At 74.0% G+C, this 7,819-nt stretch carries 5 protein-coding genes; 3 read left to right on the top strand and 2 right to left on the bottom strand.

Features of this window, described 5'->3' with window-relative positions; all coding sequences use genetic code 11:
• Positions 1 to 2,238, bottom strand: a 2,238-nt coding sequence (locus tag ACXJKA_RS09355) for a hypothetical protein (protein ID WP_456824921.1), incomplete at its 3' end; no start/stop codon positions are given.
• Between the two features lie 504 nt (positions 2,239 to 2,742).
• On the opposite strand from ACXJKA_RS09355, the gene ACXJKA_RS09350 reads away from it, so the two are divergent.
• From ACXJKA_RS09350 to ACXJKA_RS09340, 3 genes are all read left to right on the top strand, one after another.
• Positions 2,743 to 3,951: an IniB N-terminal domain-containing protein gene (locus tag ACXJKA_RS09350; RefSeq protein ID WP_456824920.1), complete on the top strand. Its 1,209-nt coding sequence runs from the start codon at positions 2,743 to 2,745 to the stop codon at positions 3,949 to 3,951.
• Between the two features lie 106 nt (positions 3,952 to 4,057).
• Positions 4,058 to 5,881, top strand: coding sequence for a dynamin family protein (locus ACXJKA_RS09345; RefSeq protein WP_456824919.1), 1,824 nt, complete (start codon positions 4,058 to 4,060; stop codon positions 5,879 to 5,881).
• A complete protein-coding gene (locus ACXJKA_RS09340; protein ID WP_456824918.1) occupies positions 5,878 to 7,155 on the top strand; it encodes a dynamin family protein in 1,278 nt (425 codons plus the stop codon). The genes ACXJKA_RS09345 and ACXJKA_RS09340 overlap by 4 nt, the downstream gene beginning before the upstream one ends.
• Here ACXJKA_RS09340 and ACXJKA_RS09335 read toward each other — a convergent pair.
• Positions 7,130 to 7,789: a hypothetical protein gene (locus tag ACXJKA_RS09335; RefSeq protein WP_456824917.1), complete on the bottom strand. Its 660-nt coding sequence runs from the start codon at positions 7,787 to 7,789 to the stop codon at positions 7,130 to 7,132. The genes ACXJKA_RS09340 and ACXJKA_RS09335 overlap by 26 nt on opposite strands.
• Positions 7,790 to 7,819: the final 30 nt, after the last annotated feature.

Below are 7,819 nucleotides of genomic sequence, written 5' to 3'. Positions count from 1 at the left end.
GGGCCGCAGCGCCCGCGCGAGCTGCAGCAGCCCGACCATGGAGGCCCGGTCGGTCGTGCGCGCCGCCGCGTGCCCGACCAGCCGCGCGCCGTCCCACGCCATCCCCACGCCGGCCAGCCGCCGGGCGGCCCGCTCGACGGCGACGGGGTCCACGCGCGCACCGAGCACCTGCAGCCAGACCCGGGCGGCATCCGCGAGGACCCGGGCGTAGTGGCTGTCCCGGGCGGCCTCGGCGAGCGGCCGGGCGTGCCGGGCGATCCAGTCCGGGCGCTCGGCGACGATCGCGACCTGGATCCCGTACCAGTGGTGGGGCGCCGACCAGAGCACGGGCTGACCCAGCCCGTCGAGCAGGGTCGCGGCCTGCTCCAGGTGCGACGCCACGCGGGACGCCTCGTCCAGGCGTGCCGCGGCGACCGCGATCTCGCCGAGCGGGAGCAACCCGAACAGGTCCGCCGGTCGACGCACGAGGGAGTCGACCGCCGGCGGCCAGGCGTTGACCAGGGCCGCCAGGTCGTTGGACCGGCGAGCGACGCCGAGGGCGATCGCGCGCGCGACCAGGTCGTCGCGCGCGCCCCACCGGCCCGCGCAGGCACGCTCCGCGAGGGCCAGCTCCTCGCTCGCCTCCTCGAGGCGTCCGGCGAGCATCGCCGTCCACGCGAGCAGCAGACGGTGTCGCGGTTGCGCCACGGGGCCGCCCAGCCCGGACGTGATCGCCTCGCGCAGCGCCGTCGTCGCGTGGGAGCTCGCGCCGCAGTGCAGGGCGACGAGCGCGCCGAGCGCCGCGGGGGTGTCGGGCAGCAGCGCGCCGCGGCACCGGGTCCGCAGGACGGCCGCCGCCTCGAGCAGCGTCGACAGCGCGGCGGTGCCGTCGCCCTCGAGCGACTGCTGCACGCCACGCACCATGGCCTCGCGCGCGCCGTCCAGCAGGCTCGGCGGATGCTCCCCCACGGGCCAGCCGGAGAGCTGACCGTCGGCCCGCCCCGTCTGGAGCGCCACGAGCGACCACAGCTGCGCCGACGCCACGTCGCCGGCATCCGCGAGCGGCCGGTAGACCGCGGCGGCGTGGCTGGCCAGACCCTCGTACGCGAGCGCGGCGCCGAGCACCTGGGCGGCGTCGGCCGCGCGGGCGCCCGTCGCGTGCCCGAGCGCCTCGTCGGCGAGCCGGGTGGCCGTCTGCATGTCGCCGGCGAGCGCTGCCGCCMGAGCGCGGTCCACGACGAGGGCGTCGGCCTCCCCGCCCGCGCTGACCGCCTCGGCGAAGAGCCGCGCCGCGCGCGCCGGGTCCGTGTMGACGAGCTCGCGCGCGGCCCGCGTGCGCACCGCCGCGAGCGCGGCGTCGTGGACGTGCACGGCCGCGGTCCGCCCGACGATCTCGAGGGGGGCGTCGCCGCGGTCCTCGAGCGCTCCGAGCACACCGTCGAGGACGAACGTCCGGCGCTCTGGAGTCGTGGTGACCAGCACCGCGTCCCGCACGGCGGGCACCACCGAGCCGTCCGGCCGCAGCAGCCCGCTGACCTGCAGGTGCTCGAGCACCTCGACCAGCTCGGTCGGGCTGCGCTCGAGCACCGTGGTGAGCGCGCCCGGGTCGGGCGGTGCGCCGAGGCTCAGCGCGAGCACGGCGTCCCGCAGCACCGGGAGCCAGGAGTCGTCGACGTTCGCGAGCCGCCGGACGGGGTCCCACGCCGCGAGGGCGCCCGACCGGTCCCACGGCTGCGGACCGGTGCCGCCGGCCCCGTCGAGCATCGCGTCGAGGAGGCACAGCACGCCGCCCGTCGACACCGTGAGCGCGTCGATCGCGGCCTCGTCCAGCTCACGGCCGAGGCGGTGACGAGCGCGCGCCGCGACCTGGGTGCGGTCGAGCGGGTCGAGGCGGACTGTCGTGCCGCGGTCGTCGAACAGCTCGCGCAGCTCGCCGAGCCCGCGCTCGACCGGCCAGGGCCGGAAGGCGACGGCGACCTGCGCCCCGGGTCGGTGCGCCGCCTCGACGATGCGCCGCACCACGTCGTCGCCGAGGGCATGGACGTCGTCGACGATCAGCGGCGCATGGTCCGCGCGGTCGGGACTCGCGTCCCGAGCGGTCGCATACAGGGACCGCAGGGACGCGAGCGTCAGCGTCTTCCCGCTGCCTCCGGGACCCGTGACGGCGACCAGGCGAGGCGCCCTCGGATCGGCCCCCACGCTCCGGAGCAGTCGCTCGACCTGGACGACCCCACGCGCCCCCACGTCGTCCGCGTTCATGTGCTCATCCCCTACCGCACCGCTGCGAGCGGCACGCTGACGGCAACGCTCGGTGCCGGCGACCACAGCGATCGCGGGTCCCGCCCGGCGAGTCGTCGGGCTCCCGCTCCTCCAGCGCCCCCGGCTCGGAGTCTCACGATCGTGTTCTGTCGAGACGGGCCCGACGACAATGCCTGGCCTCACCCCCAGGGCATGATGCTCTCCCCCGCCGGGCGCGCGCACCCTCTGTCCCGATTTCGCCCCAATTGGGGCGCCCTCGCCAATGGCGCTCCCCTCGCGCATCACCGCAGGTCATCGCGTCGATTCGGGCGACGAGCGGGTCTGACGGGCGCGCACACCCCGTGCCGATTTCACCCACTCCCCAGCGGACCGGCAGCGCGCGCGCCACCGGCACCCCCCAACGCGCCGACCGGAGGAGGGGGGTCACCCCCGATGGGCCCCCGGACCGGTCTCCCTAGCGTCGGGATCACCGCACCGCGTTACCAGCCCAACGAAGGGAAGACCATGTCCAGCGTTGCGAGCACACTGCTCGACTTCATCCTCAACCTGCTGCGCGACCCGGAGACCGCCGAGGCCTTCGCCAGGGATCCGCAGGGCACGCTCGAGGACCACGGCCTCGGCGACATCACGTCCGTGGACATCGACGACATCATGCCCGTGCTCATGGACGCCTCGCCGTCGAGCTTCGACCGCGCCTACTCCACCGGCGGGAACTCGCTCAGCGCGGCCCAGTCGTCCTCGGGCGGGGGCGGCTCGGCCGGCGGCGGCGGCTCGTCCGGGGGCGGTGCCGAGGCAGCCTCGTTCGCCGCGGGCAGCAGCAGCGTCGGCGTGAGCGCGGTCATCCCACAGCTCCAGCAGGTGTTCCAGACCTACACGTACAACACGTCGACCATCGACGACCGCGACACGATCGTCGACTCGTCGGTGAACCAGAACATCTGGGCCGACGGCGACGTGGACCAGATGTTCGACCTCGACACCGTGACCGCGTCGGGCGGCGGCGTGGCAGCCGGTCGCGACCTGTCGGGCACCGCCGTCATCGGCGACGGCAACATCACGGGCGACGACAACACGGTCGGCAACACCAACAACTCCAACCAGGGCAACACGAGCGACTCGTACAACCCGAGCGACTCCTACAACGACAACTCCGACAACTCCGACCGGTCCGACAACTCCGACGACGACGGCGTCGACAACGACAACTCGCACAACGACAGCTCGACGGACGACCACTCCGACAACTCTGACAACTCCGACAACTCCGATGACGACGGGTTCGACATCGACAACTCCGGCAACGACAACTCGACCGACAACTCGGACAACTCGGACAACTCCGATGACGACGGCCTCGACGTCGACAACTCCGGCAACGACAGCTCGACGACTGACAACTCCGATAACTCCGATAACTCGGACAACTCTGATAACTCCAACAACTCGGACAACTCCGACAACTCGGACGACGACGGGTTCGACGTCGACAACTCGGGCAACGACAGCTCGACGAACGACAACTCGGCCACCGACAACTCCGATAACTCGGACAACTCGGTCGACGACCACAGCGACAACTCCGACGACGACGGATTCGACGTCGACAACTCCGGCAACGACTCGTCGACGGACAACTCGGACGACGACTTCATCGACGACGACAGCTCGTACACGGACGCGTCCGACGACGACTTCGTCGATGTCGACGTCTGACCAGTGAGGGCCCGACCGGTCCGGGGCGCCCTGGCCCCGGACCGGTCGATCTCGCGCCCGTGCACCACCGCGCCGGCGAACCCGAGGAGCTGCTGTGCTGCCACTGATGGATCTGCTCGACCGCGCCGAGGCGTTGTCGACCGACGCCGACCGCGTCGACCTGCTCGGCCGCCTGCGCCAGGCGCGCCGGCGCCTGCAGGACCCGCACGTGCGGGTGCTCGTCGTCGGGGAGCTCAAGCAGGGCAAGAGCCAGCTGGTCAACGCCCTGGTGAACGCGCCGGTGTGCCCGGTGGACGACGACGTGGCGACCTCGGTCACCACGGTCGTGGGTTGGTCCGCCGCCCCGACGGCCGTGCTGCTCGGCATCCCCGCCGACGCCGACGGCACGCCGGATCTGGACCCGGCACGCCTGCGCCGGACCACGGTGCCGATCGACTCGCACGCGCGGTGCGTCGCGGAGCGGCGGGCCCCGGACGGCTCGACGGTCGACTGCTCCGAGGTGGGCCTGCCGCGGCACGTGCTGGCCGGTGGCCTCGTGCTCGTCGACACCCCCGGGGTGGGCGGGATCGGCTCGGCGGACGGCGCCGCGACGATGGCCGCCCTCCCCTCGGCGGACGCGGTCCTGCTCGTCTCCGACGCGGGCCAGGAGTACTCGGCCCCGGAGGTCGAGTTCCTCCAGCAGGCGCTCAAGGTGTGCCCGAACGTTGCGTGCGTGCTCACCAAGACGGACCTGTACCCGCACTGGCGCGCCGTCGCCGATCTTGACCGCCGCCACCTGCAGCACGCGGGCGTGCGGGCGCCGCTGATCCCGGTCTCCTCCACGCTCCGGCTGCTCGCCGCGCGGCGCCAGGACCGGGACCTGCACGACGAGTCGGGCTTTCCGGAGCTCGTCCGCTACCTGCGTGACGAGGTCGTCGACAACGCGGGCGTGCTGGCCCGTCGCTCCGTCGCGCACGACGTCGTGACCGTCACGGACCACCTGCTCATGGCCAGCCGCGCCCAGCTCTCGGCGCTGGAGGACCCGGCCAGCGGGGAGAGCATCATCGCCGGCCTGCAGACCGGCCGGCAGAACGCGGGCGACCTGCGTCGTCGCAGCGCGCGCTGGCAGCAGCTGCTCCAGGACGGCACGACCGACCTGACCGCGGACATCGAGTACGACCTGCGCGACCGGTTGCGCCGGATCAGCCGCGAGGCCGAGGAGGCGATCGACGGCGGCGACCCGGGCGCCGTGTGGGACGAGTTCGACGAGTGGCTCTCGCAGCGCATCCGGGCCACGGTCGCGGCGAACTTCGTCTGGGCCCATGAGCGCGCGCAGTGGCTCGCCGCGCAGGTCGCGGGCCAGTTCGACGCCACCGACGTCGCGCTCCCGGAGCTCGTGCAGGGCGACGACGGCGAGGCGCTCGACCTGGTCGCCCGKCTCGAGCGCGTCCGCGTCGAGCCCGTGTCGCGCATGCAGAAGACGCTCATCGCGTTGCGCGGCTCCTACGGCGGCGTGCTCATGTTCGGCATGGTCACCGCGATCGCGCTCGGCATGTCGATCGTCAACCCCATCTCGGTCGGCGTCGGCGTCATCCTCGGCGGGCGCGCCTACCGCGAGGACAAGGCGAACCGCGTCCGCCGACGCCAGGCGGAGGCCAAGGCGGCGGTCAAGCGGCACCTCGACGAGGTCGTGTTCCAGGTGAACAAGGACTCCAAGGACCGGCTGCGGCGGCTCCAGCGGGTGCTGCGCGACCACTTCACCACCCGCGCCGACGAGCTCGTGCGCTCCCTGGACGAGTCGATCCGGTCCACCCGAGAGGCGACCCGGACGGTCGGCGGCGACCGCGCCGTCACGCTCGGCGGGCTGCGGGAGCGCGTCGCCGAGCTCGAACAGCTCCGCGCCGACGCGGAGCGGTACGGGCTGCCCGCGCTCAAGGCGGTGCCGGCATGACCGGCGACGACACCCGCCTCCCGGCCGCGGGACGTCGCCGGCGGCAGCGCGGGCCCGGCGACCCGGACGGGGCGCTGCGCCCGACGGCGCGCCCCACCCGTGAGCTGCTGCAGGTCGCCCTGGAGGCGTACGCGCAGGACGCGGTCGCCGCTGCCACGCTGCACGGGCTGCTGGACCGCTTCGAGCGACCGTTGACCGTGGGCCTCGCGGGCATGATCAAGTCCGGCAAGTCGACACTGCTCAACGCGCTCGCGGGGGCGCGCATCGCCGCGTCCGACGCGACCGAGTGCACCCGGACCGTCACCTGGTACCGGTACGGCGACTCGCCCAGCGTCCAGGTGCACCCGCGCTCGGGCCGCCCGTGGGAGAGCGCAGCGATGGCTGGCCGGACCGGCCTCGAGATCGACCTGCGCGGTGCGCCCGCGGACGAGATCGACCACGTCGACGTCTGGTGGCCTGCGCCGGCGCTGCGCGGGCTCACGCTGATCGACACACCCGGCCTGGACTCGCTGTCCGGCATCGCGTCGCGCCGGTCCCACGAGTTCCTGGCCAGCGGTGCGGCCACGTCGGCGATCGACGTGGTGGTCTACCTCATGCGGCAGGTCCGGCGCTCCGACGTCCGCTACCTCCAGGACCTCGCCCGCCTGCGAGGCGAGGACGCGGTCGCGAGCACGATCGCCGTCGTGGCGCGTGCCGACGAGGTGGGTGCGGGTCGCATCGACGCCCTGGTGTCCGCCGAGCGCCTGGCGCAACGCCACCGCGTGAACCCGGACCTGACCCCGCTGTGCGGAATCGCCCTCCCGGCGGCCGGGCTGCTCGCCGAGACGGCCCAGACGCTGCGCCCCAGCGAGGTCGCGGACCTGCGCGCGCTCGCCGGGCTGGACCGCACGGTGGTCGAGGAGCTGCTGCTGTCGGTGGACCGCTTCCGCCGGCCGTCCCTGTCGGTGCCCGTCTCTGCCGACGCGCGCGCGGACCTGCTCGACCGCCTCGGCATGTTCGGCGTCCGCACGTGCCTGGCCCTGCTGCGCGGCAACCACCTGGACGTCACCGGCCTGGCCGGCGAGCTCACGCGCCGCAGCGGCGTGGAGGAGCTGCGCCGGCAGCTCGACGTCGCCATCGAGCGTCGGGACCAGCGCCTCGCGCAGGACGCGCTCGTGCAGCTCCTGGACCTCGTCGAACGCGACGATCGCGTCCCCGACGTGGCGAGCGCGGCGCGTGAGCTGCTGGGCGCACCGCCGCCTCGGGAGGTCAGCGTCGGCGCCGTACGTCCTTGAACCACCGGCCGGCCGGCCGCAGGGACAGGACGACCGAGCCGAGCAGGGCGAGCACGGCCTGCGCGAGCATCGCGACCCGGTTGAGGTCCTGCATCGGCGAGACGTCGGGGTCCGCGATGACGTCCTGCAGCAGCAGCACCGTCAGGCCGCCCAGGATCCCGAGGATGATCAGGCCCCAGCGCGCTCCCCCGTGCCCGCCCGCCGTCCGCACCACCAGCACGAGGTGCACCAGCCAGACGAGGGCCAGGCCGCCGACCACGACCCAGACGAGCACGCTGGCGGCGTCCTGAGCCGTCCCGAGCGTGGTCGACGGGTCCGCCTTCATCACCTCGGCCGCGAAGCGGTCCCGCAGGGCGGGCTGCGACCGGACGATCGACCCGGCGGCGAGCAGCCCGGCCGCCAGGCTGCCGACCCACAGCCCCAGTCCCGTCGAGACGACGCTCGGCATGGGCGGCGCGGCGGTCGTCGCGACGAAGCCGACCCCACCGAGCTCCGGTCGGGGTGGCGGTCCGTCGCCGGCCGGGTCCTGCGGGAGCGGTTCCTCCGGGATCGGGGCAGCGTCCGGGACGACCGCCTCCGTCGGCTCGGGCGACGTCGTGCGGTCCTCCGGCTCACGCGCCGCCGCCTCAGGCATGAGGCTCAGGCTAGTCGGGCGGACGTGCAG

It is taken from the genome of Cellulomonas sp. P5_E12 (assembly GCF_054049315.1).
This window is presented reverse-complemented; position numbering and strand designations above follow the sequence as displayed.